General features: G+C 63.8%; 21 protein-coding genes. 15 read left to right on the plus strand and 6 right to left on the minus strand.

Features of this window, described 5'->3' with window-relative positions; translation table 11 throughout:
* Positions 1 to 221: 221 nt before the first annotated feature.
* The 3 genes from B5F90_RS02820 to pssA all read right to left on the minus strand — a co-directional run bounded on the left by B5F90_RS02820 (position 222) and on the right by pssA (position 4041).
* On the minus strand, positions 222 to 920 hold the full coding sequence (locus B5F90_RS02820; RefSeq protein ID WP_087360968.1) for a transglycosylase SLT domain-containing protein: 699 nt from the start codon (positions 918 to 920) through the stop codon (positions 222 to 224).
* A gap of 44 nt (positions 921 to 964) precedes the next feature.
* Positions 965 to 3115, minus strand: coding sequence for a putative porin (locus tag B5F90_RS02825; protein ID WP_087360970.1), 2151 nt, complete (start codon positions 3113 to 3115; stop codon positions 965 to 967).
* A gap of 125 nt (positions 3116 to 3240) precedes the next feature.
* Positions 3241 to 4041: a CDP-diacylglycerol--serine O-phosphatidyltransferase gene (gene pssA, locus B5F90_RS02830; RefSeq protein WP_087360972.1), complete on the minus strand. Its 801-nt coding sequence runs from the start codon at positions 4039 to 4041 to the stop codon at positions 3241 to 3243.
* A gap of 86 nt (positions 4042 to 4127) precedes the next feature.
* Between pssA and B5F90_RS02835 the strand changes: the two genes are divergently transcribed.
* The 8 genes from B5F90_RS02835 to B5F90_RS02870 all read left to right on the plus strand — a co-directional run bounded on the left by B5F90_RS02835 (position 4128) and on the right by B5F90_RS02870 (position 14358).
* Complete coding sequence (locus tag B5F90_RS02835) at positions 4128 to 5201, plus strand: mannose-1-phosphate guanylyltransferase (protein ID WP_204229524.1); 1074 nt, start codon at positions 4128 to 4130, stop codon at positions 5199 to 5201.
* 134 nt (positions 5202 to 5335) lie between these two features.
* Positions 5336 to 6574, plus strand: coding sequence for a UDP-N-acetylmuramoyl-tripeptide--D-alanyl-D-alanine ligase (murF, locus tag B5F90_RS02840; protein WP_087361281.1), 1239 nt, complete (start codon positions 5336 to 5338; stop codon positions 6572 to 6574).
* Between the two features lie 6 nt (positions 6575 to 6580).
* A complete protein-coding gene (locus B5F90_RS02845) occupies positions 6581 to 7606 on the plus strand; it encodes an alpha/beta fold hydrolase (RefSeq protein WP_087360974.1) in 1026 nt (341 codons plus the stop codon).
* Between the two features lie 196 nt (positions 7607 to 7802).
* Entirely contained in the window at positions 7803 to 8129 is a 327-nt protein-coding gene (locus B5F90_RS02850; RefSeq protein WP_087360976.1) for a nucleoside triphosphate pyrophosphohydrolase family protein, read from the plus strand.
* A gap of 314 nt (positions 8130 to 8443) precedes the next feature.
* On the plus strand, positions 8444 to 10447 hold the full coding sequence (locus B5F90_RS02855) for an oligopeptide transporter, OPT family (protein ID WP_087360978.1): 2004 nt from the start codon (positions 8444 to 8446) through the stop codon (positions 10445 to 10447).
* 62 nt (positions 10448 to 10509) lie between these two features.
* Positions 10510 to 11727: a peptidase T gene (pepT, locus tag B5F90_RS02860; protein ID WP_087360980.1), complete on the plus strand. Its 1218-nt coding sequence runs from the start codon at positions 10510 to 10512 to the stop codon at positions 11725 to 11727.
* A 25-nt stretch (positions 11728 to 11752) separates the two neighbouring features.
* Positions 11753 to 13678, plus strand: a complete 1926-nt coding sequence (locus tag B5F90_RS02865; protein WP_087360982.1) for an NAD(+) synthase — start codon at positions 11753 to 11755, stop codon at positions 13676 to 13678.
* A 62-nt stretch (positions 13679 to 13740) separates the two neighbouring features.
* Positions 13741 to 14358 carry a DUF4923 family protein gene (locus B5F90_RS02870; protein WP_239307728.1) on the plus strand — a complete coding sequence of 206 codons (618 nt, stop codon included), beginning with the start codon at positions 13741 to 13743 and terminating at the stop codon, positions 14356 to 14358.
* A gap of 95 nt (positions 14359 to 14453) precedes the next feature.
* Here B5F90_RS02870 and B5F90_RS02875 read toward each other — a convergent pair whose 3' ends face one another.
* The 3 genes from B5F90_RS02875 to asnS all read right to left on the minus strand — a co-directional run bounded on the left by B5F90_RS02875 (position 14454) and on the right by asnS (position 18117).
* Positions 14454 to 15062, minus strand: a complete 609-nt coding sequence (locus B5F90_RS02875) for a hypothetical protein (RefSeq protein ID WP_087360984.1) — start codon at positions 15060 to 15062, stop codon at positions 14454 to 14456.
* 108 nt (positions 15063 to 15170) lie between these two features.
* Entirely contained in the window at positions 15171 to 16589 is a 1419-nt protein-coding gene (rpoN, locus tag B5F90_RS02880; protein ID WP_087360986.1) for an RNA polymerase factor sigma-54, read from the minus strand.
* A gap of 139 nt (positions 16590 to 16728) precedes the next feature.
* On the minus strand, positions 16729 to 18117 hold the full coding sequence (gene asnS, locus B5F90_RS02885; RefSeq protein WP_087360988.1) for an asparagine--tRNA ligase: 1389 nt from the start codon (positions 18115 to 18117) through the stop codon (positions 16729 to 16731).
* A 113-nt stretch (positions 18118 to 18230) separates the two neighbouring features.
* Here asnS and B5F90_RS02890 point away from each other — a divergent pair, with 113 nt between their 5' ends.
* The 7 genes from B5F90_RS02890 (at position 18231) to nadC (ending at position 25045) form a co-directional block, all read left to right on the plus strand.
* Positions 18231 to 19538: a glycoside hydrolase family 2 TIM barrel-domain containing protein gene (locus B5F90_RS02890; protein ID WP_087360990.1), complete on the plus strand. Its 1308-nt coding sequence runs from the start codon at positions 18231 to 18233 to the stop codon at positions 19536 to 19538.
* Between the two features lie 78 nt (positions 19539 to 19616).
* Positions 19617 to 20090 (plus strand): 23S rRNA (pseudouridine(1915)-N(3))-methyltransferase RlmH, encoded by a 474-nt coding sequence (gene rlmH, locus B5F90_RS02895; protein ID WP_087360992.1) that lies wholly within the window; start codon positions 19617 to 19619, stop codon positions 20088 to 20090.
* Positions 20090 to 20683, plus strand: coding sequence for a LuxR C-terminal-related transcriptional regulator (locus tag B5F90_RS02900; protein ID WP_317046017.1), 594 nt, complete (start codon positions 20090 to 20092; stop codon positions 20681 to 20683). The genes rlmH and B5F90_RS02900 overlap by 1 nt, the downstream gene beginning before the upstream one ends.
* Positions 20684 to 20774: 91 nt before the next feature.
* Positions 20775 to 23096 carry a TonB-dependent receptor gene (locus B5F90_RS02905; RefSeq protein WP_239307729.1) on the plus strand — a complete coding sequence of 774 codons (2322 nt, stop codon included), beginning with the start codon at positions 20775 to 20777 and terminating at the stop codon, positions 23094 to 23096.
* Between the two features lie 31 nt (positions 23097 to 23127).
* Positions 23128 to 23571 carry a hypothetical protein gene (locus tag B5F90_RS02910; RefSeq protein ID WP_087360998.1) on the plus strand — a complete coding sequence of 148 codons (444 nt, stop codon included), beginning with the start codon at positions 23128 to 23130 and terminating at the stop codon, positions 23569 to 23571.
* 47 nt (positions 23572 to 23618) lie between these two features.
* On the plus strand, positions 23619 to 24167 hold the full coding sequence (locus B5F90_RS02915) for a hypothetical protein (protein WP_087361000.1): 549 nt from the start codon (positions 23619 to 23621) through the stop codon (positions 24165 to 24167).
* A gap of 23 nt (positions 24168 to 24190) precedes the next feature.
* Positions 24191 to 25045, plus strand: coding sequence for a carboxylating nicotinate-nucleotide diphosphorylase (gene nadC / locus B5F90_RS02920; protein ID WP_087361002.1), 855 nt, complete (start codon positions 24191 to 24193; stop codon positions 25043 to 25045).
* Positions 25046 to 25330 lie beyond the last annotated feature (285 nt).

The raw sequence follows: 25330 nt of genomic DNA on the forward strand, positions 1-25330 counted from the left end.
GAAGAGAGCAGAGACGGCGGAAGGAACCCGGCAGAAAAGGCTCGGCGGAAGAAACCCGTGCGGAAAAAGAGGCTGAGAACGGGCAAAGGGTTGCAGGAAGCGAAGCAAGGGAAAAGGCGAAAAGAAGGCGGGAAGACAGCGGGAGGAACAGGCACAAAAAAGAGGGACTCTGCATCCTGACAGAAGCGGAGTCCCTCCCGGGTTATGCCCCTCGCACGCCGCTAACGGCGGGCAAGACGGCAATATGTATCGTAACGACCGATTACGTCGTTGACATAGGCTCTCGTCTGCGCGACACCCGTGAACTTGCCGCACTTGACGGCGTCGTTCTCATAGTACTCGGGCTGCGCCTTGAGCTCAAGGTAGCGCGAAACGACCTCCCATGAATTGGGATTCTCGCCGTTGAGCCGCGCGAGTCGGCGGGCATCGTTCACATGACCGATTCCGCCGTTGTAGCAGGCCAGCACGATGCTCATCCGGTCCTTTTCCGAAGTTCCCTGCGGGAAGCGGAGCATCGACTGAATCGTCGACATCAGTCGGTTGGCCAGCCAGACGTTCGTCTCGGGGTCGGCAATCTGCTCGACCGGAACGTCGAACTGACGCGCTACGGAGGGCATAATCTGCATCAGACCGCGCGCTCCGCTGCGCGACACGATATCGGGCGTAAAGCGCGATTCGTGGTAGGCTATGGCACTCATCAGCCGCCAATCGTTGCCCTCACGCTCGCTGATGGAGCGAATCAGGCCATCGTAGGCCGAGATTACCGGTGCGTCGTCGAGATAGGGGGAGGCCGTCGCGGAGTCCACCGTCTCGTCCGACTGCTGCGTTCCGTCCATCGGAACGCTCATGCGGGCATTGAAGCCGTAAAAGGTAGTAATTAAGGTTAAGAACGAAAAGGTTAAAACTGTCTTTTTCAGCATACATCACTGTTTTGCGGGCAGCTTACACCGTGCAGAACAGTACGCTAATCATAGAACCCCCACGAGATACCGATTTTGAACATGCCCGGATTGAGCGGGTAGTCGGCCAGCGAGAAGTACTCGCCATTGCCGAACAGCCCCTTGTTCAGATGCTGGTATTTGAGGAAAATCCTCATTCTCTTCCACTTGGCCATCAGGAAAAGGTCGACGTAGGGATAGTTCCCCACCTCGGTCTCCCGCTGGTTGTAGAACACCGACAGTGCCGGATTGTAGCCGGGGGCATAGTACCGCGTATGGTAATGCCCGTCCAGTCCGAACTGCAGGCGCAATACGTTGCGCACGGCCCAGAACTCGTAGTAGTACGAGAGGTAGGCGCTGAGAAGCGGAACGGGTACAACTTCTTGATTCGTACTCCACTGCAACAATACCCTGTTGTCCAGATGAAGTCCGCCTAAGCGGAAATCCTTGCGAGCGTACACACTCGTGAGGCTTACACTCCCCGAATGCTGCGCCACCAGGCGGTCGTTCCCGTAGTAGATTTTGTCGGTCACGACACCCTGCCACGCCTCCACCTCGAAGGCATAGTCGGGCAGCGAGAATTTCACCTCGAATCGAGTTTCAGTCTCCTTGTCCAAAGGAGCGGACCACATGTAGTGGTTCGAGCACAGATTCTCCTCCCAGTAGCTGGGCGAACGCCGCTCCATCGAGAAGCGTCCCTCGAGAATCAGGGGATGGCCGCGGAGCGTCCCCATCAACGCCAGGTGGGCCCCCAGCGTCAGGTCTCCGCCTCTGTATCCCGACGGGTAGAACTTCACGTTCGCATCCCAGTCGACATACCGTTTGATTTTGCCGCCCACCGAGCCGTAGGCGAAAAAACTGGTCTTCTTGACCGTAGAGTACTTGCCCGAGAGGAAATCCTCCGGGTCAAACTGCGCATAGGTGTGCAGGTCGAGTCCCACACCTCCGTCGATGGTTCCCACCACGCCGTTGCGGTCCCACGGCTGCGCCTGCACGAAGAGGCGGTTCGATATCACGCGCTCGTAGGTCGAGTCGCGCGACTCGGTGGGATTGAGGTACCAGTTGTCGTAGTAGTAACCCTCGGTCGGAATCCACTCCCCGGTATCCGGGTTCCGCGAACCGCGTTCGTCGGTATAGGGTGCCCGGATGTCGGTATAGACCTTGCTCCACGAGTTGTACTCGAAGGAGTGCCCGATGTAGACGGCCGAAAGTCCGGCTATCGAGTAGTCCTCCTCGGTGACCCGCTGGAGCGGGATGCCGTACGACTGCGTGATGAAGAAGGCGTTGTTGCGGTAGAGGTTCTTCGCCTCTGCATCCGCCAGCTTCATCGGAACGCCCGACGGCATCTCGAACGTGGTGTCGGCAATGGCCCATTTGCCAACCACGCCGCCGTTCTCCTGCTGCTCGATGTGGTTGTTGATGTAACCGGCATGCACCGAGTAGCGTTTGCCCGTATGGTTGAACGCCAGGGCGAGGTTGTGGTTCTTGGTCGACGACCAGATGTACTTGCCCCGCGTTCCGCGCGCCTTGTAGTCGACGTTGAAGCCCGTCGACGGCGATATCTGTGCCGCATGCATGATGTCGAAGTTCTCCTCGCGGTACTTCTTCTGGCCCGATTCGAGGTACGAGAGGCGAATCATCGGCTTCTTCGTATTGTAGAACGGCACGTTCTCCATGTCGTAGAGGTAGGCGTAGTATGGCGCCGCAAAGGTGAAGTTGAACTCCTGCGGCCGGTCGAAGTAGTTGAGCGGCTGCGACGTCTGGCCCAGACCTCCCTGCGCCATGTCTCCCACCCCGTGGCGGTAGAAGGGGTAGTCGATGCGGTAGTCCGCAAGCGTGGTGTCGATATCACGCAGCTGCACGCGGTTGTAGTCGCGGCTGATGTGCCACATGAAGTTGGGACGCGCCCGCGTCGAGTCGTCGAAGAAGTAGCTCTCGAGCGGCTTGCGGATTTTGCGCTCCTTCTTGGTGGTATCCTGTTGCTGCTGGCCTTCGCCCTCCTCGCCATTCATGTTCTCGTAGGGGTTGCCGCCGTAGAGCGCCCCCGACTGCCCGTTCTGCTGCGCACGCATGAGCGCCCGAGCGTCCAATCCCTGAGCGGAACCGCCTTGGGGCCACACGACAAGGAGCAGCCCGGTCAGAAGCGCCCAGAAGATTTTGTTCGACCACCGATTCATACGTTCAGGAGCGGTTTTGCGCCGCAAAGGTAATTAAAAATTTTTTAAATATTCAAATCCGGCATTCCTCCGCCCGACGTGAACCGCTCACGGGCAGAGGGTTCCGCGCGCTGCCGGATGGATGGTTACTCCACTTTCGGAGCATCGTCCGAGGCGCTCCGCGCCTCCTCATCCGTGCGCTCTTCGGCCGCCTGCGCCTCCGCCGGCTCCTGCCCGCCGCGGTTGGCCTGCATCCCCCAGCGGATGGCCGAGATGAGGATGTAGAGCAGGATGATGACCGGAATGGCATAGATTCTCAGCGAGGCAATCACCGCCACGCAGAGCAGCAGGAAGAGGTAGCGGATTTGGTTGCCGCGCCAGCCGAAGCCCCGGAACTTGAGGGCGAACATCCTCACGGGCGAGACGAGCAGCCACGACATCGCCACCACGACGATGAGCAGCGGCCAGCCGCCGAAATCGAGCCCCGTACGCACGCCGATGAATCCCAGCGAGGAGAAGAAGAGGGCGTTGGCCGGGGTGGGCAGGCCGCAGAATTCGGTGTGCTGCGTCTCGTCGATGTTGAACTTGGCCAGCCGCAGCGCCGAGAAGGCCGCCATGACGAAGCATACGAAGGTTGCCACAAGGCGAATCCACACGGGGGTTCCCTCCGCCATCCCGCCGACGGTCATCGCATAGACCACGGCCGAGGGGGCGAATCCGAAGGAGACCATGTCGGCCAGCGAATCGAGCTCGACGCCGATTGCCGAGGGGCACTTGAGCAGCCGCGCCACGAAGCCGTCGAAGAAGTCGAAGACGGCGGCCAGGACAATGAGCCAGAAGGCCCATTCGAGGCTGCCGTAGACCAGCGCCGCCAACGATGCGAACGCTCCGCAGAGCAGGTTGGAGAGCGTCAGCAGGTTGGGAACCGTAAAGAGTTTAATCTTCATCGCGAAGAAATAATTTATACTGCATGGGCGGCAAAGTTACAAAATATTTTTATCTTTGTCTTGCTGAACACGCTATAATATAACTTATGGAGAGCAAGAAATATTGTGTAATCATGGCGGGCGGCATCGGTACGCGCTTCTGGCCCAAGAGCCGTCAGGCCATGCCCAAACAGTTTCTCGACATACTCGGCACCGGGAAATCGTTCATTCGCCAGACCTACGAGCGCTTCGCGCCGATGATTCCCGCCGGGAATTTTCTGGTGGTGACCAACCGCCGCTACAAGGAGCTGGTGCTGCAGCATCTGCCCGAGCTCGACGAGCGGCAAGTGCTCTGCGAGCCCATCGGCCGCAACACGGCCCCCTGCATCGCCTATGCGGCCTATACGCTGCTCAAGCGCGACCCCGAGGCCGAGATGATTGTCACCCCGTCGGACCATCTGATTCTCAACGAGGAGGAGTTCCGACGCATCGTCACGGACTGCGCCTCGTTCGCCTCGGAGCACGACGCGCTGCTGACCATCGGCATCACCCCCACCCGCCCCGAAACGGGCTACGGATACATCCAGGTCTCGGACGAGCGGGCCATCAGCAAGGTGAAGAGCTTCACCGAGAAGCCCGGTCTGGAGCTGGCGCAGACCTTCCTCCAGTGCGGCGAGTTTCTCTGGAACTCGGGCATCTTCGTCTGGAAGGTGAGCACCATCATCGAGGCCTTCCGCCGCTATCTGCCCGAGCTGCACGCCCTGTTCAACGGCGCCATGCCGGCACTGGGGACCGACGCCGAGCGCACGGCCCTGGAGATTGTCTTTTCGGAGTGCCGCGCCGTCTCAATCGACTACGGCGTGATGGAGAAGGCCGACAACGTATATGTCCACCGCGGCGACTTCGGCTGGAGCGACGTGGGAACCTGGGGCTCGGTCTACCAGCACTCGCGCAAGGACCGCTACGCCAACGCCGCGCCGGATGAAGGGTGCTACCTCTACGACACGCGCAGCTGCATCGTCTCGCTGCCCAAGGAGAAGATTGCCGTCATCAGCGGCCTGAAGGAGTACATCGTCGTCGACACGGAGGACGTGCTGATGATTTGTCCGCGCGCCGAGGAGCAGAACATCCGCAAGTTCATCGACGAGGTGAAGTTCCACAACGGCGACCGGCACATCTGACCGCCGCCGACCCCAACGGGACCCGTACCGCTGCGCCGGTGCGGGTCTTTTGCACAATCGGGGACAGAAGTCCGGCGCGACACGCCCGGCCCCGGCCCCCCCAGAACCGATTCGAACAGAGACAGCACATGAACATTCAGGAACTCTACGCCATCTACCGGCAGCATCCGCACATCTCGACCGACTCGCGGCGGATACTGCCCGACTCGCTCTTCTTCGCCCTGAAGGGCACTTCGTTCGACGGCAACCGCTTTGCCGCCGAGGCCCTCGAAAAGGGGGCCGTGCGGGCCGTTGTCGACGACCCGTCGGCAGCCGGCGAGGGGTGCATCCTCGTCGACGACGTGCTCGCGACGCTCCAGGCGCTGGCCCGCGAACACCGCCGCGCACTGGCCATACCAATCCTGGCCATCACAGGCAGCAACGGCAAGACGACGACCAAGGAGCTCGTCGCCCGCGTGCTCTCCGAGCGCTTCGTGCTCCGCGCCACGCAGGGCAATCTGAACAACCACATCGGCGTGCCGCTGACGCTGCTGGCGATGGATGCCTCGACGCAGTTCGGCGTGGTGGAGATGGGGGCAAGCGCCTGCGGCGAAATCGCCCTGCTGGCCTCGATTGCCGAGCCCGACTACGGGCTCATCACCAACATCGGCCGGGCCCACCTCGACGGCTTCGGCGGTCCCGAGGGGGTGCGCCGCGGCAAGGGCGAGCTCTACGACTACCTCGCCGCCCACGGCGGTACGGCCTTCGTGCCCGAAGCCGACCCGACGCTCGGCGAGATGGCCGTCGAACGGCCCGCTCTGAAGAGCGTCCGCTGCCCGCTCGACGGCGCCGACGGGATTGAGAGCCATCTGGAGGGGGCCTACAACCGGGCCAACATCGCCGCTGCAGCGGCTGTGGGACGCTATTTCGGGGTTCCCGAGGAGCGGATTCGCGCGGCGATTGCCGGCTACCGTCCCGACAACAACCGTTCGCAGCGGGTCGTAACGGGGCGCAATACGCTCATCGTCGACTGCTACAATGCCAACCCCTCGAGCATGCACGCCTCGGTGGAGAACTTCCTCGGCGAGCCGCTCGACGGGCGCACGCAGCGCATCTTCATTCTGGGCGACATGCTCGAACTGGGGGCCTGGTCCGAGGAGGAGCACCGCGCCATCGCCGCGCTGGCCGCCGGCGACCCTGCGGCGCGGCTGATGCTCGTCGGCGGCGAGTTCGCCCGGGCCTGCGCCGGAAGCGAGGTGGCACGGCGCGCCGAATTCTACCCCTCGCGCACGGAGCTGGCCGCCGAACTGGAGCGCCACCCGGTCGGGAATGCCCTCGTACTGGTCAAGGCCTCGCACGGCATCGGGTTGGAACACATCATCGACAAACTCTGAAAGACTATGAAACGACTGCTGCTCTCGCTCTGCATCCTGCTGACGGCCGCACCGACGCTCCGGACCGCAGCACAGACAAGCGGCGCAGCGCCGGAAGCCGCAGCGCACGACACGGCATACGGCGCCGCATACGAATCGCGTCAGGTGGAGTGCGAACGCGACTTCGGCAAACTCCACGGCACGCTGACCGTACCCGCCGGGGGCGCGCAGACCGCCCTGCTGCTGATTGCCGGCTCGGGCCCCACGGACCGCGACGGCAACAACCGGCTGGGCATCCGCTGCGACGCCTACCGCCTGCTGGCCGAGGAGCTGACGGCAGCGGGCTACGCCGTGCTGCGCTACGACAAGCGGGCCATCGGTTCGAGCCAGCTCGACGACCCGACGCAGCTGCGGGAGCTCACCTTCGACCAGTACATCGACGATGCCGTGGCGCTGGCCGACCTTCTCTCGAAGGAGGGCTTCCAACGCGTGGTGCTCGCAGGTCACAGCGAAGGGGCGCTCATCGCACTGGTCGCCGCACAGCGTTCGCCGGCCGTTGCGGGCGTCGTCTCACTCTGCGGCACCGGCTACCCGCTCGACAAGGTGCTCCGCCTGCAACTGGCCGGGCAACTCGTTCCGGCGCACATGGAGCTCTACTTCGAAGCGATGCAGATAATCGGGGCACTCAAGCGGGGAGAGCGGGTCGACATGGCCTACCACCCCCAGTTCCAGGCGCTTTTCAACACGGACGTGCAGCCCTTCATCATCTCGCAGATGCGCTACGACCCGCAGCAGGAGCTCCTTAAGGTCAAGGTCCCGGTGCTGATTGCAGCCGGCGACAACGACCTGCAGGTTCCCGCATTCCATGCAGAGGAGCTCGCCGCGGTGCGCCGTGACGCCCCGCTCCGCATCATCCCGAAGATGGCGCACACGCTCAAGGCGTGCGACGAGACGACGCTCGAAGGACAGATGCGCACGGCCTATGGCGACCCGACGCTGCCCCTCGCCCCGGGACTTGTGCAGGCCATCACGGAGTTTCTCGGCGGGCTGTAACCGCTCCGGAGGCTGCCGGCCCCCCGCCGCTACACCCGTCCCGACCGCCACACCCCACCGCCCGGGGCCGCACGCTGCCGCAGGAGCCCGTTGCCGGAGAAAAGGCCCGGGAGCCGCCGAGAAACGGGGCCTTGGCCGCACGTTTACCAAATATTTTGCTATTTTTGCACAGACTTACCAAAATTTCCACCCGATTATGACACTCAACGAATACCAGCAGCACGCCCTCGAGACGGCGATATATCCCGAGAACCGCAAAATCATCTACCCGACGCTCGGCCTGACGGGCGAGGCGGGCGAAGTGGCCGACAAGGTGAAGAAGGTCATCCGCGACGGTCACGAGGAGTTCACCGACGAGAAGCGGCTCGAAATCGTCAAGGAGATTGGCGACGTGCTGTGGTACTGCGCCACCCTCTCGCGCGATTTGGGCTACGACCTCGACGAGGTTGCCCGCATGAACGTCGAGAAGCTCCGCTCGCGCATGCAGCGCCACCTCATCTCGGGCAGCGGCGACAACCGGTAGCGGTCCCCGCCTCCCGGACTTCGAAGCGGGCATTCTGCCAGTCGCGGCAGGCCCCCTCCGACCAACATCAGCAGGCGCCCCTCCGGCCGACGGCGCCCCGACCACGACGCCGCCCCGACCACGACGCCGCCCCGAGGCGACAACCGGCAGCAGGCCCAACGCGAGGCCCCGGACGCGGCCACAGGTCCGGCCGGAGGCCCCGGACGCGGCAACAGGTCCGACCGTCGGCCAAGCCCTTACGAACGGCTCGCGAGCAGCTGCACGACACCCCGCCGAACACCCCATCGAACCAACGTTTCAAAGCATACCTTGACATGAACCAGGAAACACCCAAAACATCGCTTCCCGAGAACGCCTACCGCGAACTCAAACGCGGCGAGGAGTACACTCCCGTCATGCCGGCCTCGCCCGCCCCGATTGAAGTCACCCCCTACTCGGTGCTCATGGGCGTCGCCATGGCCATCATCTTCTCGGCCGCCGCTGCCTATCTGGGGCTGCGCGTGGGCCAGGTCTTCGAGGCCGCCATCCCGATTGCCATCATCGCCGTGGGCATGGGCACCGTGCTGGGCAAGAAGAACATGCTGGGCCAGAACGTCATCATCCAGTCCATCGGCGCCTCGTCGGGCGTCGTTGTCGCCGGAGCCATCTTCACCCTCCCGGCGCTCTACATCCTGGGGCTCGACGCCGCCTTCTGGCAGGTTTTCCTCTCGTCGCTCTTCGGCGGCATGCTGGGCATCCTGCTCATGATTCCCTTCCGCAAGTACTTCGTCAAGGAGATGCACGGCAAATACCCCTTCCCCGAGGCCACGGCAACCACCGAGGTGCTCATCTCGGGCGAGAAGGGGGGCAACCAGGCCAAGCTGCTCGCCGTGGCGGGTCTGGTCGGCGGTCTCTACGACTTCGTGGTCGGCACCTTCGGACTCTGGACCGACGCCGTCTCGACGCGCATCTGCGCCTGGGGCGAGACGCTCGCCGACAAGTTCAAGGTGGTCTTCGGACTGAACACCTCGGCCGCCGTGCTGGGTCTGGGCTACATCATCGGACTCAAGTATGCACTCATCATCACGGCCGGCTCGTGCCTCGTATGGTTCCTCATCGTACCGCTCGTCGGCTCGCTCACCGAGGCGCTCGACCCCGCCGCGCTGGCCTCGCTGCTGGGCGTGACGAACCAGGGGCTGCTGGATGACCCGCAGCAGCTCTTCACGGCCGAGAACCTCTACACCTACATCGGCAAGCCCATCGGCATCGGCGGTATCGCCATGGCGGGCATCATCGGCATCGTCCGCCAGTCGCGCATCATCCGCCAGGCCGTCGGTCTGGCCGTCTCGGAGCTGGGCGGCAGCAAGAAGGGGGCCGACACCACCGAGCGCACGCAGCGCGACATCACGATGAAGCGCATCCTCTCGCTGCTCATCGCCACGCTCGTCTGCGTCTTCGTCTTCTTCCACTTCGGGCTGCTCGACGGCTGGGTACAGTCCGTCACGGCGATTCTCATCGTCTTCGTCATCTCGTTCCTCTTCACCACCGTAGCGGCCAACGCCATCGCCATCGTGGGGTCGAACCCCGTCTCGGGCATGACGCTCATGACGCTGATTCTCTCGTCGCTGGTGCTCGTGGCGGTGGGTCTGAACGGCACGACGGGCATGACCGCCGCACTGATTATCGGCGGCGTGGTCTGCACGGCCCTCTCGATGGCCGGCGGCTTCATCACCGACCTCAAAATCGGCTACTGGCTGGGCACGACGCCCCGCAAGCAGGAGACCTGGAAGTTCCTGGGCACGTTCGTTTCGGCCGCAACGGTTGCCGGCGTGATGATTGTCCTCAACAAGTCCTACGGCTTCGTCGGCGAGGGGGCGCTCGTCGCTCCGCAGGCCAACGCCATGGCGGCCGTCATCCAGCCGCTGATGACCGGCGGACAGACCCCCTGGATGCTCTACTTCTGCGGCGCGGCGCTGGCGCTCGTGCTGACAGCCATCGGCGTGCCGGCCCTGGCCTTCGCCCTGGGTATGTTCATCCCCATGGAGCTCAACGCCCCGCTGGTGGTCGGCGGTCTGGTCTCCTGGTACGTCTCGACACGCTCGAAGGACCAGGCGCTCAACAAGGCGCGCATGGACCGCGGTACGCTCATCGCCTCGGGCTTCATCGCCGGCGGTGCGCTGATGGGCGTGGTGAGCGCCATTCTGAAGTTCTGCGAGGTAGACTGGTTCCTCTCGGACTGGGCCTCGTCGAACGCCGCCGAGTGGACCGGACTGGTGATGTACCTCGTGCTGATTGGCTACTTCTCGTGGCACACGCTCCGCGCCCGCAAGGAGGAGTAGCGACATAGAAACAACCTTGCAATTGATTTCAAGAAACCCCTAAAAAACGACCGAAAAAAGATATGGAACTCAAGGACCGATTTCTGAAGTATGTCTCCTACGACACGCAGTCGTCGGAGCAGAGCAATACCTTCCCCTCGACCGAAAAGCAGAAGGTGCTGCTTGCGGCGCTGGCCGACGAGATGCGGACGCTCGGCATGACCGACGTCACGATGGACCGCTACGGCTACGTGATGGGCACCATTCCGGCCACGCCCGGGTGCGAGAACGCCCCCGTCATCGGCTTCATCGCCCACGTGGACACCTCGCCCGACATGAGCGGCCGGGACATTAAGCCCCGCATCATCGAGGAGTACGACGGCGGCGACATCTTCCTCAACGGCCACCTGACGATGACCGTCAAGGACTTCCCCGAGCTGAGCTTCTTCAAGGGCCACACGCTCATCCACACCGACGGCACGACGCTGCTGGGGGCCGACGACAAGGCGGGTGTGGCCGAAATCATGAGCGCGGCCGAGTACCTGCTCGCCCACCCCGAGCTCCGGCACGGCAAAATCCGCATCGGCTTCACCCCCGACGAGGAGGTGGGACGCGGCGTGGACTTCTTCGACGTGGAGGCCTTCGGTGCCGACTTCGCCTATACGGTCGACGGCGGCATGGAGGGCGAGCTCGAGTATGAGAACTTCAACGCCGCGAGCGCCAAAATCGAAATCCAGGGGCGCAACGTCCACCCGGGCTATGCCAAGGGGAAGATGATTAACGCGCTCGACGTGGCGTGCGAACTGCAGACGCTGCTGCCCGCCGAACAGCGCCCGCAGTATACCGACGGGTACGAGGGCTTCTACCACTGCGTCGGGGTGAACGGCACGGTGGAGCACGCCTCGGTGAGCTACATCATCCGCGACCACGACGCCGACCTCTTCGAACAGAAGAAGGTCTACATGTGGGCGTGCGTCGACCTGCTCAAGAAGAAGTACGGGCAGGAGGTGCTGACGCTCACGCTCAAGGACCAGTACTTCAACATGCGCAAGATGGTCGAGCCCCATCCGCAACTCATCGACAAGGCGCTCGAGGCGATGCGCGAGGCCGACGTGAAGCCGATTGTGCGGCCCATCCGCGGCGGCACGGACGGCGCGCGGCTCTCGTTCATGGGTCTGCCCTGTCCCAACCTCTTCACGGGAGGCATGAACTTCCACGGCAAGTTCGAGTACTGCTCGCTCACCACGATGCACAAGGCCATGCAGGTGGTCATCAACCTGGCCCACCTGTGGGCCGAATAGCGCACGGCGCCCAACTCTGAAAACGATGGACAACTACGGATTTGTAAAGGTTGCGGCGGCGGTGCCGCAGGTTGCGGTGGCCGACTGCGCGCGCAATGCCGAGCGCATCGTGGCGCTGGCGCAGCAGGCCGCACGGCGGGGCGTCGAACTGGTCGCCTTCCCCGAACTGGCCGTCACGGGCTACACCTGCGCCGACCTCTTCCTGCAGCCCGCGCTGCTCGATGCGGCGGACGAGGCGCTGGGCGAAATTATGCGCCAGACGCGCAAGTTGCCGCTCGCACTCATCGTCGGTCTTCCGCTGCGGCACGAAGACCGGCTCTACAACTGCGCGGCGGTTGTGGCCCAGGGGCGCCTGCTCGGCGTGGTGCCCAAGAGCTACATCCCCAACTATGCCGAATTCTACGAGGCGCGCTGGTTCGCCTCGGGGGCCGGCATCGAGGAGGAGCGCATCACGGCGGCGGGTCAGGAGGCCGACTTCGGCACGGAGCTCACCTTTGCGGTGAACGGCGCCGAGTTCGGCATCGAAATCTGCGAGGACCTCTGGGTGGCATCGCCCCCCTCGTCGCGGCTGGCACTCAACGGTGCAAAGCTCATCTTCAACCTCTCGGCCTCGCCCGAGGGGGTGGGCAAGCACGCCTATCTGCGGGAGCTGGTCGCTCAGCAGTCGGCCCGCACCCATACGGCCTACGTCTACTGCTCGGCCGGCTTCGGCGAGTCGTCGACCGACCTGGTCTTCGCCGGCAACGGACTCATCGCCGAGAACGGCACGATGCTGGCCCAGGCCGCCCGCTTCTCGCTCGACGAGCAGCTGACGGTGGCCGACGTCGACATCGAGCGGCTGGAGTTCGAGCGGCGGCGGAACACCTCGTTCCGGATGCGCGAAGAGGCGGGCGAGAGCACCGTGATTGAGATGGAGCTGCCCGACGCGCTGAAGGCCTCGGCACTCGACCGGAGGGTGGACCCCATGCCCTTCGTTCCGGCCGACGAGGCGCACCGCAGCGAACGGTGCGAGGAGATTTTCCAGATTCAGTCACACGGTCTGGCGCGCCGGCTGGCCCACACGGGCTGCCGCTGTGCGGTAGTGGGCATCTCGGGCGGTCTGGACTCGACGCTGGCGCTGCTGGTCACCGTCCGCACGTTCGACATGCTGGGGCTCGACCGCCGGGGCATCCTCGGCATCACGATGCCGGGCTTCGGTACCACGGACCGCACCTACCGCAATGCGCTGAAGCTCATGGAGGGGCTGGGCGTGACGGTGCGCGAGATACCCATCCGCGACGCCTGCCTGCAGCACTTCCGCGACATAGGGCTTCCGGAGAGCGACCGCTCGGCCGCATACGAGAACGCCCAGGCACGCGAACGGACCCAGATTCTGATGGATGTGGCCAACATGGAGGGGGGACTGGTCATCGGCACGGGCGACCTCTCGGAGCTGGCGCTCGGCTGGGCCACCTACAACGGCGACCAGATGTCGATGTACGGCGTCAACGCCTCGGTGCCCAAAACGCTGGTGCGCCATCTGGTCCGCTGGGCCGCCGACACCGAGCGCGACGGGGCGACGCGCGCCACGCTGCTCGACATCATCGACACGCCGGTGAGCCCCGAGCTGCTGCCCGCCGACCGCGAGGGCAACATCGCCCAGAAGACCGAGGACCTGGTGGGCCCCTACGAGCTGCACGACTTCTTCCTCTACAACTTCGTGCGGGCGGGGTTCCGGCCGGCGAAAATCGCCTTCCTGGCCGAGCAGGCCTTCGCCGGAAGCTACGACCGCGAGACGATTGTCAAGTGGCTCCGGGTCTTCTTCCGCCGCTTCTTCGCGCAGCAGTTCAAGCGCTCGGCGATGCCCGACGGCCCGAAGGTGGGCTCCGTCTCGCTCTCGCCGCGCGGCGACTGGCGCATGCCCTCCGACGCCTCGGCGGCGCTGTGGCTCCGCGAGTTGGAGGAACTCTGAGCGGGCCCGGAGGCAATAACCGGGACAGCCGCTGCCGGCTTGCCCCGAACAAGAGAAAAAAGATGAAAAACGACAGAATGATGAAACACATGACACTGCTCCTCACGCTGGGGCTCCTGCTTTGGGGCGCCCAGGTGCAGGCACAGGACTGGAAAGATGCCCTCAAGAAGGTGGTGACTTCGGCTGCCGACGAGGCGACAGGCGGCAAGCTGACCGAGGTGGCCATCGTCGGGGCGTGGCGCTACACCGGTCCGGGCATCAAGTTCGAGGGCGAGAACCTCACCAGCCAGCTGGGCGGCGCAGCCATCGAATCGACCGTCACCAAGCAGCTTGTGAAGGGCTACGAGCTGGTAGGCATCCGCGAGGGGGCCTGCTCGTTCGACTTCGCCGGAGACGGAACCTTCACGGCCCAGCTGGGGTCGCACGAGCTTGCGGGCAGCTACACCTTCGACGCCTCGACGCACGAACTGGCGCTGCAGGTCTCGACGGGCAAGATTCCGCTGGGGACCATCCCGGGCCGCGCCTATCTGAGCGGCACGGAGCTGCAGCTGGTCTTCCCCGCCACGAAGCTCGTCGAGCTGATTGAGAGCCTCGGGCAGAAGATTCAGGCCCTCTCGTCGGTCACCAAGCTGCTCGAAAACTACGAGAACGTCTACATCGGCTTCGCCTTCTCCAAGTAGAGCGGGCGGCTGCGGCCGGACAGAACGAGACAAGCGGAGCTCCTCCCCATGCGGGAAGAGCTCCGCTCGTTTGATGCAAACCGCTCGGCGCCGGCTCAGAGGAAGAGCACGGCGAGGGTTGCGATGCAGAAGCCGCCGGCAAATCCGGCCAACACCTGCCAGCCGTTGTGGCTGCCCAGGTAGAGGCGGGCCGAGGCGAGGGCCCCGGCGCAGAGGATAGCCACCGAGAGCGGCACCATCATGTTGCCCACGCCGGCGACGTTCATCAGCACCAGCAATGCCACGACGGCACCCATGCCCGTCAGGTGGAGGCTGATTTTCCAGTAGTGCGAGACGACGAGGCACATCCCCTCGCAGCAGGCGGCCGCCAGCATGAACTTGCGCAGGAAGTCGGCCGCGGGAATGCGCGAAAGCGTGTAGGCGCAGAGCAGGTAACAGCAGAGGCCTGCCACCAGCGGCAGCGTACGCTCCTCGCGGCGGTCGACCCGCCAGTCCGACAGGCGCCCCAGCGAGCGCAGCAGGGCGAGCACCAGCAGCGGAATCACCAGTGCGTAGAGCACGACGACCCACAACAGGTAGAGTTTCACATCGAGGGGATAGCGCGCAAAGGTGGTCATCGTCAGCAGCAGCGCCATGACGTAGAGCGGCAGCAGAAAGGGGTGCAACGCCCACGAAAGCCCCTGGGATATCTTGCGGTAATTCATCCGTTACAAATTTTACAAAGGCGCGGTGCCGAAGCCGTTGCTCCGCTCTTCGGCCGGAGCATCCGCCCCGCCGCAAACCGGGTCGGCCGGAGCGACGGTCCGCGCAGCCTATATCTGTTTGCGCAGCCGTGCGACGGGGATGTTGAGCATCTCGCGGTATTTGGCCACCGTACGGCGGGCGATGCGGTATCCCTTCGAATTGAGGATATCCATCAGCGTCTCGTCGGTCAGCGGGTGACGCTTGTCCTCCTCGTCGATGCACTGCTGGAGGATGTTCTTGATTTCGTAGCTCGAAACCTCCTCGCCGCTCTCGGTCTGCATCGCCTCCGAGAAGAGCGACTTGAGCAGGATGATGCCAAACTGCGTCTGGACATACTTGCTGTTGACCACGCGCGAGATGGTCGAGACGTCGAGCCCCGTGCGGTCGGCAATATCCTTGAGAATCATCGGCCGCAGCTTCGACTTGTCGCCATCCTTGAAGTACTCCTTCTGGTAGTCGAGTATGGTCTGCATCGTCCGCATGAGCGTATCGTGGCGCTGCTTGATGGCCGAGATGAACCACTTGGCCGAGTCGATTTTGCTCTTGACGAACTGCAGCGCCTCGCGGTCCTCGGCCTTGACCGTGCCGTCGGGGGCCACCATGTCGCGGAGCATCTCCGCATAGCGGCGGTTGATGCGCACCTCGGGGATGTTGCTCGAGTTGAGCGAGAGGTCGAAGCGCCCGTCGTGGTAGTCGAGGATGAAGTCCGGAACGATGTAGGGGGTCGTATCGGTTCCCCCCTCGGCGTAGAGGTTGCCCGGCTTGGGGGTCAGGCGGCGGATTTCGGCGATGGCATCGCGGAACTCCTCCTCGCTCACCTGCAGGCGGGAAATCAGCTTCTCGTAGTGCTTCTTGACGAACTCGTCGAAGTAGTCGGTCAGGATGCGGCGGGCAAGACGGCGCGCCGGCGTATTCATCGGCAGCTGACCCATCTGCAGCAGCAGGCACTCGCGCAGGTTGCGGGCGCCGATGCCGGCGGGCTCCAGGTCGTGGATGACGTCGAGCAGCCGTTCGAGCTCCTCCGCCGTGGTCTCGATGCCCAGCGTGAAAGCAATGTCGTCGGCAATGGCATCCAGCTCCCGACGCAGGTAGCCGTCCTCGTCGATGCTCCCCACCAGGTAGGTGGCCAGCTTCATCTCCCGCTCCGAGAGGTTGCGGTAGCCGAGCTGCTCGACCAGGTACTCCTGCAGCGAGCGTCCCTCGGAGAGAATCACCGGACGCTGCTTGTCGTCCTTCGAATAGTTGTTGATGCGGCTCTTGTAGGAGGGCGTCTCGTCCTCGCGCAGGTATTCGTCGACCGAAATCTGCTGGGGCTCCTCCTCTTCGGGCGTACGTTCGTCCTCCTCCAGCACGATGTTGTTCTCGATTTCCTGCTTGATGCGCTGCTCGAGCTGCATGGCGGGAAGCTCCAGCAGCTTGATGGTCTGAATCTGCTGGGGCGAGAGCTTCTGCTGAAGCGAAAGGACCTGTTTCTGTGTTATTGCCATATCGAATCCAAATTAAGAATCAGCTTCTCATTTGGCTCCTTCATTTTCGGGTTTGTTCGGGTCTCACGGTTCGGGTCTGCACCCCGAAATCAAGCCGCGCGGGGCCGAAGCCCCGCCGGCAGGCTCTGCACGGAAACAATCAGAAATCGGCGTGCTGCGGCGTACGCGGGAAGGGCTGCACGTCGCGGATGTTGGTCATGCCCGTGACGAAGAGCAGCAGGCGGTCGAAGCCCAGGCCGAAGCCCGAGTGAGGCGCCGAGCCCCAGCGGCGCGTGTCGAGGTACCACCACAGCTCGCGCTCGTTCATGCCCAGCTCCTTGACGCGGCGGTTGAGCTTCTCGTAGTCGGCCTCACGCTCCGAGCCGCCGATAATCTCGCCGATGCCCGGGAAGAGGACGTCCATGGCGCGCACCGTCTTGCCGTCGTCGTTCTGCTTCATGTAGAAGGCCTTGATGTCCTTCGGGTAGTTAATCAGGATGACCGGGCGCTTGAAGTGCTCCTCGACCAGGTAGCGCTCGTGCTCCGACTGTAGGTCGCAGCCCCAGTCGCACGGGAATTCGAACTTGCGGCCCGAAGCCTTCAGAATCTCGATGCCCTCGGTGTAGTCCAGACGCTTGAAGTCGTTGTGGAGCACGAAACGGAGCCGGTCGAGCAGCCCCTTGTCCCACATCTTGTTCATGAACTCGAGGTCCTCCATGCAGTGGTCCAGCGCATACTGGATGAGGTACTTGAGGAAGTCCTCGGCCAGCTCCATGTTGTCCTCCAGGTCGTAGAAGGCGGCCTCGGGCTCAATCATCCAGAACTCCGAGGCGTGGCGCGGCGTGTTGGAGTTCTCGGCGCGGAACGTGGGGCCGAAGGTGTAGATGCGGCCCAGCGAGAGGGCACCCAGCTCGCCTTCGAGCTGACCCGAGACGGTCAGGTTGCACGACTTGCCGAAGAAGTCCTTCGTATAGTCCACCTTGCCATCCTCCGTGCGGGGCGGATTGGCGATGTCGAGCGTCGTCACCTGGAACATAGCACCGGCACCCTCGCAGTCCGAAGCGGTGATGATGGGGGTGTGGAAGTAGTAGAATCCGTGGCTGTTGAAGTACTCGTGGATGGCGTAGGCCATGGCGTGGCGGATGCGCAGTACGGCGCCGAAGGTGTTGGTGCGCGGACGCAGGTAGGCGATGTCGCGCAGGAACTCGAGCGAGTGGCCCTTCTTCTGGAGCGGGTAGGTATCGGGGTCGGCCGTGCCGTATATCTCGATTTTCGAGGCCTGCACCTCGACGCCCTGACCCGAGCCGGGCGAGGCGACCAGACGGCCGTCCACACGGATGCAGGCGCCCGTGGTGATGGGCTTGAGCTCCTCGTCGGAGAATTTCGCAAGGTCAACCACCACCTGGATGTTCGACAGACACGAGCCGTCGTTCATGGCGATGAAGGCCACGTTCTTGTTGCCGCGCTTGGTGCGCACCCAACCCTTGACGACCACGTCCGTATCGACGGCTGCCGCCTTGAGTATTTCAGCGATTCTCTGTGTTTTCATATCGTGATTCTGTTGTTTTCCGTTTGCTTTTCGAATTGACAAAGGTATCGATTATTTGTGATTTCTCAAAATAAAAAGTACCTTTGTCCGCATCTGACATCATCCGAACCGAAATGAAGCAGACGATACTTCTTCTTGCCGCCCTCTGCTGCACGGGAGCCCTCCAGGCCCAGCAGGCGGGGCGCATCTACCGCACCGAGGTCATCCCCTACGACACGCGCCACGACGCCGAGGCGCGCAACCGCGCCGGAGTGGAGGCCTACCGGGAGTTCAAGCCCCGGATGCTCGTCTCCGAGGGCGAGGTGCTCATCGCCGGCCAGAGCCTCGAGATTCCCTACGCCTGGACCGACGGCAACGTCTACCTCCACATCGAAAATGCGGGGCGGCCCTACCGCCTGACGCTCAACGGCGAGGAGGTGGCCCTCTGCGCCGACCCCGTCACGCCGGCCGAGTACGCCCTGACGCCCTACATCCGCGAAGGAGAGAACTCGCTGCTGCTCGAGCTGGACAACACCGGGCGGTCGGCCATCGATCCCGAGGCGACGCCCCGCGAGCCCTTTGCCGGGAGCTACCTCTACATGCAGAACAAGCGCTCGATTCGCGACTTCACCATCTCGCTCGAACCCGACCCCGAGGGGCGCGACTTCGGCGTGCTGCGGCTCGACATCGTGGCCCAGAACTCCTACAACTACGACGAGCCGGTGACCGTCGGCTACGACATCTACTCGCCCCAGGGCAAGCTGCTCGAGTTCAACATGACCGAGGTGACCATCCCCGGCCGCTCGACCGACACCGTGCGCTTCGACCCCTACATCTACGGCACCTTCGCCAACAAGTGGGAGGGCGGCGCCAAAAGCGTCCCGCTCTACAAGGTGATGCTCTTCACGCGGCGCGACGGCGTCTACAAGGAGTACATGCCGATGAAAATCGGCTTCGGCAAGACGGAGCTGCGCGACGGCAAGCTGATGCGGCTGGGCAAGGAGCTCACGCTCAAGCGCGTGCGCTGCAATGCCGGGACCGACCCCACCGCGACGCGCCGCGAACTGCTCCGCCTGAAGGGGCAGGGCTACAACACCGTCTGCCCCGACTGTCCGCAGCCGGCGTGGTTCTACGCCCTGTGCGACGAGACGGGACTCTACGTCATCGACCGCGCCGCCATCTCGGCACCCGAGCGGCGCGGGGACCGCACCGTCGGAGGGACGCCGTCGAACGACCCGCAGCTGGCCGACGAGTACCTCGAACGGGTGAAGGCGATGTACTACCGCTCGCGCAACTTCACCTGCGTGGTGGCCTTTGCGCTGGGCGCCCCCTCGGGCAACGGCTACAACATGTACAAGGCCTACGAGTGGCTCAAGTCGGTCGAGAAGTCGCGCCCGGTCATCTACGAGGATGCCGACGGCGAGTGGAACAGCGACCTCTGAGGCCGGCAGCCGGCACACCGTCACACCGTCACACCGTCACACTGCCACACTGCCACCCCACATCCGAAAATTCGAAAAGTGACCATCGAACTCATAGTCATCGGCAAGACCGATTCGAAGGAGGTCGCCGCGCTGGTCGAGCAGTACGCCCGGCGCATCGACTTCTACTGCCGCTTCCGCTTCACGGTGCTGCCCGACGTGCGCAACACGCGCAGCCTCTCCGAGAAGCAGCAGCGCACGGCCGAGGGTGAGGCCATCCTCCGTCAGCTGACCGAGGGCGACTACGTGGCGCTGCTCGACGAGCACGGCACCGAATACCGCTCGGTGGAGTTCGCCGCATGGCTCCAGAAGCGGATGAACAGCGGCATGAAGCGGCTCGTGCTGGTCATCGGCGGTCCCTACGGCTTCTCGGAGGCGGTCTACGCGCGGGCCGATGCGCGCCTGTCGCTCTCGAAGATGACCTTCTCGCACCAGATTGTGCGGGCGCTCTTCGCCGAACAGCTCTACCGCGCCTTCACCATCCTCAACAACGAACCCTACCACCACGAATAATGATGGAGCGCCGCCCCGCCATAGCCGTCATCGCCCCCAGCATTCTCACGGCGCTGGGCATGAAGTCGATTCTCGAGAAAATCATCCCGATGGCCGAGGTCGAGGTCTTCAACGACGTGCATGCGCTCGAGGAGAGCGGCATGGAGCGCTACTTCCACTTCTTCACCGCCGCGCCACTCTTCGTGCGCCACAGCGCCCTCTTCCGCCCCTACCGCCGGCGGGTGATTCTGCTCGCCGGAGGGTCGGTTCCCCCCGAGCTGGCCGACATGCGCCGCCTGAACATCCTCCGCAGCGAGGAGGAGCTCGTGCGCGACATCATGCACATGCACCGCAGCGTCCACCACGACGCCCACGACCCGGCGCCCGACGCCTCCGCCGCACAGGGGCCCGTGCTCTCGGCCCGCGAGGCGGAGGTGCTGGCCCTCATCGCCCGCGGACACATCAACAAGGAGATTGCCCAGCGGCTCGGCATCGGGCTGACGACGGTCATCTCGCACCGCCGCAACCTGATGGAGAAGCTCGGCATCCGCTCCGTCTCGGGGCTGACGCTCTACGCCGTCACGCGGGGCTATGTCGAGGCCGACGAACTCTGAGCGGAGCGCTCACGGGGCCGCTCCTCATAAATTAGGATTGCATTTTCGCGCGAAAAGCCCTTACTTTGCACCCGATTCGAACCATGCACCCGTGAAACCGCGCCTGCGCCACATCCCGCTTCTGCTGCTTTCGGCCATTGCCGCCGCCCTCCCGGCGGAGGGGCTTCGTGCACTGCCGCGGCCCCGCGACAAGGCCGCGACCGAAGAGAGCGACCTGCTCGCCGACACGGTGATTCAGGTCGACCGCGTCCAGGTGACGGCCATCAAGCAGGGGCTCATGCTGCGCAGCGAGCCCGTCGCCTCGTCGATTCTGGGCGAGCGGATGCTCGAACGGCGCCACGTCGACGCCCTGAAGGATGCCTCGCTCATCGTCCCCAACCTCCACATCCCCGACTACGGCTCGCGCATGACCTCGTCGATTTACGTCCGCGGCCTCGGCGCCCGCATCGACCAGCCCGTCATGGGGCTCAACGTCGACAACGTCCCGGTACTCAACAAGGACAACTACGATACGGAGCTGGCCGACATCGAGCGCATCGAGGTGCTGCGCGGCCCGCAGTCGACCCTCTACGGCCGCAACACGATGGGGGGCGTAATCAACGTCTACACGCTCTCGCCGCTCACCTACGAGGGCATCCGCCTCGGCATGGAGTACGGCAGCGGCAACACCCTCAAGCTGCGCGCGGCGGCCTATCAGAAGCTGCGCGAAGGGCTGGGGCTCTCCGTGACGGGCTACTACAGCCACAGCGACGGCCTCTTCGAGAACCGCTCGACGGGCAAGCTGTGCGACTGGGAGCGCAACGCCGGCGGACGGTGGCGCCTGCAGTGGCGCAGCGGCTCGCGCTGGCAGATTGACAACACCTTCGCCGTCTCGGTGCTCCGCCAGGGAGGCTATCCCTACGCCTACGTCGGCGAAGAGATTAAGGTCGACGGCCAGAGCGTCATCCGCCCGGGCGAAATCAGCTACAACGACCCCTCGTCCTACCGCCGCACGCTGCTGAGCGACGGACTGACCGTCCGCTACGAGGGCGAACGCTTCACGCTCGCCTCGATTACGAGCTACCAGTACTCCGACGACGAGATGATACTCGACCAGGACTTCCTGCCCCTCTCCTACTTCACGCTGCGGCAGGCCCGCACGGAGCACACGCTGACCGAGGACATCGTCATCCGCAAGCGGGGCAAGGGAAACTACCGCTGGCTGTTCGGCGCCTTCGGATTCTACCGCCACGGGGTGATGGACGCCCCCGTGAGGTTCAAGCAGTATGGAATCGACGAACTGATTCTCAAGCATATCAACCAGGTGAATCCCGACTATGTCGACGTCTGGGACGACGACAACTTCGTGCTGGGGAGCACCTTCCGCATGCCGACGCTCGGCGCCGCACTCTACCACGAGTCGGAGTACCGCACGGGGCGCTGGCGCTTCACGGCGGGGCTGCGCTTCGACTACGAGCACGCCACGCTGCGCTACCGCAACTTTACCGACACGGGGTGCAAGACCTACCGGACCGACGAGGAGGGCAACCGCGAGCTGGTGGCCACCACGCCCATAAAAATCGACACGCGGGGCACGCTGCGCGACCTCTTCACCGAGCTGCTGCCCAAGGTGACGGTCACCTACTCCTTCGACGAGAACCGCAACCTCTACCTCTCGGTCGCCAAGGGCTACAAGGCCGGCGGCTTCAACACGCAGATGTTCTCCGACGTGCTGCAGCAGCAAATCATGAAGGAGTTCTTCCACGTCGGCACGCAGTACGACATCCGCAAGGTGGTGGGCTACGACCCCGAGTACAGCTGGAACTACGAGGTCGGGGGCCACTTCTCCTGCCTCGAGGGTGCCATACGGGGCGACTTCGCCCTCTTCTGGATTGACTGCCGCGACCAGCAGCTGACCGTCTTCCCCGAGGGGAGCACCACGGGGCGCATGATGACCAATGCCGGCCGCACGCGCAGCCTCGGCGCCGAGGTGGCCCTGCAGGCGGTGCCCCACCGCAACGTGGAGCTCAACGTCGCCTACGGATACACCGACGCCCGCTTCGTGGAGTACAACAACGGCATCGAGGACTACGCCGGGAAGCGCATCCCCTACGCCCCGGAGCACACCTTCTCGGCCCTCGCCTCGTGGGAGATTCCCGTCGGCCTGCGCTGGCTCGAGCGCATCGTCCTGCAGGCCGACCTGCGCGGCACGGGACCGATTGCCTGGAACGAGCAGAATTCGCTCCGGCAGTCGTTCTACCTGCTGACGGGAGCCTCGGTGCGCTTCGAGCAGCGCCACTTCTCGCTCGACCTCTGGGGCCGCAACCTCGCCGATACGCGCTACGACGTCTTCTACTTCCGCTCCATCGGCAACGACTTCGTGCAGCGGGGACGTCCGCGCACCTTCGGCATAACGCTCAACATCAACCTTTAGAAAAGACTAATCCAAACACATTCAGACAACGATGAAAAAACTGTTTGCACTCCTTGCCTGCCTCTTCGTGGCAGCCGCCTGCAACACGGAGGACGAAATCTCGTTCAAGACCCAAATCGGCTACCGGGGAACCCTCGACATGCATCTGCTGGCCGACCCCTCGCAGAGCTACACCTACGAGAACGTCTCGTTCGAGCTGAAGAGCTCGACGGAGGACAACACGCTGACGCTGTGGATTTACGACATGCAGTTCCCGGGCATGCCGATGGCCATCGACATGACGCTGCCGGGCATCGGCTACACCTCGTCGGGCGATACGGCCACCCTCTCGGCCGACGAAGTAATCCCCTACTACGGCGAACGTCCGATGGAGGAGCGCAAAATCACCGCGCTGCGCGGCACGGCAACCGCCGAGCGGCTCACGCTCACCTTCGAGTGCATGGGCTACAGCCTCAGCTACACGGGCACCAAGTAGCCGCCGGGCGCTCCGTATCAACACCAACCCCCACCATTACGACAACCATGTTTGCAACCATCTTCAAACGACTGCTGCTTCTGACCGGTGCACTCACCATGCTGGCCTCCTGCAGCGACGACGACTCGGGACTTCCCAACGGATATGTCTATCTGGGCGGGAACCCCTATCTGGAGGAGGGACACCTGACGGGAACCAACCTCCACTTCTACGGCACGACGACGGTCCGCGACACGCAGAGCGGCGAGAGCTACACCAACCGGGAGGGATACATCGAACTGGCCGGGCTCTACGACTTCACGCTCTACCTCCACCGCTTCCGCCTCGAGGCCGGAACATGGGGCAGCGAGATGCGGCTCCGCGACGTCGGATACACCCCCACGGGCGACCGCTCGCTCAGCTTTGCGCTGGAGGAAGCCATTCCCGAGGTGCAACAGCCCAACGAGGTGGGCGGCGGGGCCACCTACCGTCCCGACGAGGAGCTCCGCATCACGCAGTTCGAGGGGCGTATCGACGACATCGACTGCCGCATGAGCTTCACCGTGGCCGGACGCTGGCAGGTTGCCTATGAAGGGCGCCTGATTGGACCGAAATAAATATTTTTTCGTACCTTTGCCGCATGAAACCCGAATACATACCTTTCGTCAAGGAGCTCATCGAGCTCTGCATCAAAGAAGACATCGGCGACGGAGACCACACGTCGCTCTGCTGCATCCCGGCCGACGCGCACGGACGCATGCGCCTGCTCTGCAAGCAGGAGGGCGTCATCGCCGGCATCGAGGTGGCCCAAATGGTGTTCGACCGGCTCGACCCCGAGATGCGGTTCGAGCAGAAACTCAACGACGGCGACCACGTCCAGCCGGGCGATGTCGCCTTCTACGTCTCCGGCCGCGTACGCTCGCTGCTTCAGGCCGAGCGCATCGTGCTCAACATCATGCAGCGCATGAGCGGCGTGGCAACCCAGACGGCCTTCTACGTGAAGCACCTCGAGGGGCTGCACACCCGCATTCTCGACACGCGCAAGACCACGCCGGGCATGCGCGTGCTGGACAAGATGGCCGTCAAGCTGGGCGGCGGCGAGAACCACCGCATGGGGCTCTTCGACATGATTCTGCTCAAGGACAACCACATCGACTTCGCCGGCGGCATCCGGAAGGCCATCCACGGCGCCCGCGAATACCTGCACGCCAAGGGCAAGCAGCTCCCCATCGAGTGCGAGGTGCGCTCGCTGGAGGATATCGACGAGGTCTTTGCCGCCGGAGGCGTCGACCGCATCATGTTCGACAACTTCACCCCCGAGATGACGCGCAAGGCGGTTGAAAAGGTGGCGGGCCGCTGCGAGACGGAGTCGAGCGGAGGCATCACCCTCGAGACGATGCGCGCCTATGCCGAGTGCGGCGTGGACTTCATCTCGGTTGGGGCGCTGACCCACCAAATCAAGTCGCTTGACATGTCGCTCAAGGCGTGCGAATAGCCGCCCGGCAGACATCCGACCCTGACATCCGAAAAAGAGACGACCGACGGCCGCCGTCACCGACTCCATGAGCCGAGGACGGCGGCCGTTCGCATCGGATGGGTGGGCTGAAGTAGAAAAATGCAGCTGCGCACACCAAAATCCGGACGGACGCATCAAGCCGGACGCACGAAACCGCACACACGAAGCCGGGTGCATGAAGCACCGACCGGAGCGGCGAAGGACCGGCTTCCGCGCCGTGGCCCCTACGAAGTGGTCCGGAAGTACAAATTGGTCCGGCCCTGC

This window comes from Alistipes sp. An31A, from assembly GCF_002159425.1.
In the GTDB taxonomy this organism is placed as follows: domain Bacteria; phylum Bacteroidota; class Bacteroidia; order Bacteroidales; family Rikenellaceae; genus Alistipes; species Alistipes excrementigallinarum.

Excerpts from the sequence above, each read along its gene's own strand:
- B5F90_RS02865 (WP_087360982.1), top strand. The coding sequence starts at position 11,753 with ATGGACAACTACGGATTTGTAAAGGTTGCGGCGGCGGTGCCGCAGGTT.
- B5F90_RS02890 (WP_087360990.1), top strand. The coding sequence starts at position 18,231 with ATGAAGCAGACGATACTTCTTCTTGCCGCCCTCTGCTGCACGGGAGCC.
- pepT (WP_087360980.1), top strand. The coding sequence starts at position 10,510 with ATGGAACTCAAGGACCGATTTCTGAAGTATGTCTCCTACGACACGCAG.
- B5F90_RS02845 (WP_087360974.1), top strand. The coding sequence starts at position 6,581 with ATGAAACGACTGCTGCTCTCGCTCTGCATCCTGCTGACGGCCGCACCG.
- B5F90_RS02820 (WP_087360968.1), bottom strand. The coding sequence starts at position 920 with ATGCTGAAAAAGACAGTTTTAACCTTTTCGTTCTTAACCTTAATTACT.
- B5F90_RS02855 (WP_087360978.1), top strand. The coding sequence starts at position 8,444 with ATGAACCAGGAAACACCCAAAACATCGCTTCCCGAGAACGCCTACCGC.
- B5F90_RS02875 (WP_087360984.1), bottom strand. The coding sequence starts at position 15,062 with ATGAATTACCGCAAGATATCCCAGGGGCTTTCGTGGGCGTTGCACCCC.
- B5F90_RS02835 (WP_204229524.1), top strand. The coding sequence starts at position 4,128 with ATGGAGAGCAAGAAATATTGTGTAATCATGGCGGGCGGCATCGGTACG.
- rpoN (WP_087360986.1), bottom strand. The coding sequence starts at position 16,589 with ATGGCAATAACACAGAAACAGGTCCTTTCGCTTCAGCAGAAGCTCTCG.
- B5F90_RS02910 (WP_087360998.1), top strand. The coding sequence starts at position 23,128 with ATGAAAAAACTGTTTGCACTCCTTGCCTGCCTCTTCGTGGCAGCCGCC.
- B5F90_RS02900 (WP_317046017.1), top strand. The coding sequence starts at position 20,090 with ATGATGGAGCGCCGCCCCGCCATAGCCGTCATCGCCCCCAGCATTCTC.
- asnS (WP_087360988.1), bottom strand. The coding sequence starts at position 18,117 with ATGAAAACACAGAGAATCGCTGAAATACTCAAGGCGGCAGCCGTCGAT.
- pssA (WP_087360972.1), bottom strand. The coding sequence starts at position 4,041 with ATGAAGATTAAACTCTTTACGGTTCCCAACCTGCTGACGCTCTCCAAC.
- nadC (WP_087361002.1), top strand. The coding sequence starts at position 24,191 with ATGAAACCCGAATACATACCTTTCGTCAAGGAGCTCATCGAGCTCTGC.
- B5F90_RS02870 (WP_239307728.1), top strand. The coding sequence starts at position 13,741 with ATGAAAAACGACAGAATGATGAAACACATGACACTGCTCCTCACGCTG.
- B5F90_RS02850 (WP_087360976.1), top strand. The coding sequence starts at position 7,803 with ATGACACTCAACGAATACCAGCAGCACGCCCTCGAGACGGCGATATAT.
- B5F90_RS02915 (WP_087361000.1), top strand. The coding sequence starts at position 23,619 with ATGTTTGCAACCATCTTCAAACGACTGCTGCTTCTGACCGGTGCACTC.
- B5F90_RS02825 (WP_087360970.1), bottom strand. The coding sequence starts at position 3,115 with ATGAATCGGTGGTCGAACAAAATCTTCTGGGCGCTTCTGACCGGGCTG.